Origin of the sequence: Winogradskyella psychrotolerans RS-3 (assembly GCF_000427335.1) — a bacterium.
GTDB classification, from domain to species: Bacteria; Bacteroidota; Bacteroidia; order Flavobacteriales; family Flavobacteriaceae; genus Winogradskyella; species Winogradskyella psychrotolerans.
Map to the genome: position 1 here is coordinate 1 of NZ_ATMR01000075.1, position 708 is coordinate 708.

At 41.1% G+C, this 708-nt stretch carries 1 protein-coding gene; it reads right to left on the reverse strand.

Annotation, left to right across the window (positions count from 1 at the left end; all coding sequences use genetic code 11):
* Nucleotides 1-708: efflux RND transporter permease subunit (locus ADIWIN_RS04965; RefSeq protein WP_040756585.1), on the reverse strand; the 708-nt coding region annotated here is incomplete at both ends.

Consider the following 708-nt stretch of genomic DNA (forward strand, 5'->3'; position numbering starts at 1 on the left):
ACTGAGTGTTCTCTGTCCTCCCAGTTTTTAAGGTTAATAAGGCAAGTACCTGCATTTGAACCCCTACCTTCTGTAAGGATTTCATACCCTGCCAAGGAAGATACGGATTGGATACCATCAATCTCTTCAGCAATTTCCTGCAGTTTTCTTGATACTTCATTGGTGATTTCCAATGTAGATCCTGGAGGGGTCTGAATAATTGCATAAATCATTCCTTGATCCTCATTAGGGATAAACCCTGTGGGTAAGGTTTCATTGACTGCAAAAATGCCAAAACCAAAAGCTAGAAGAATACCATAGGTGACCACCTTTCGGTTTACAATAAGCTTAAGTAAGCCTTCATATTTATCGGTGATTTTTTCAAATTTTCTATTGAACCAATCCAAAAATAGATCGATAGGAGATCTCTTTCTAGGTTTTCCATGGTTGTTTCTAAGAATCATCGCACACAAAACAGGCGTAAGCGTAAGCGCTACCAACCCTGATAGGACGATTGCACTGGCCATTGTAATGGAAAATTGTCTGTAAAAAACACCTACAGGACCTGTCATAAAAGCAACGGGTATAAACACCGCAGTCATGACCAGTGTAATGGCTATAATCGCACCACTGATCTCCCCAAGTACTTTTTTCACAGCCTTGAATGGGCTGAGATTCTCCTCTTCCATTTTGGCATGGACTGCCTCAACTACCACAATCGCATCATCG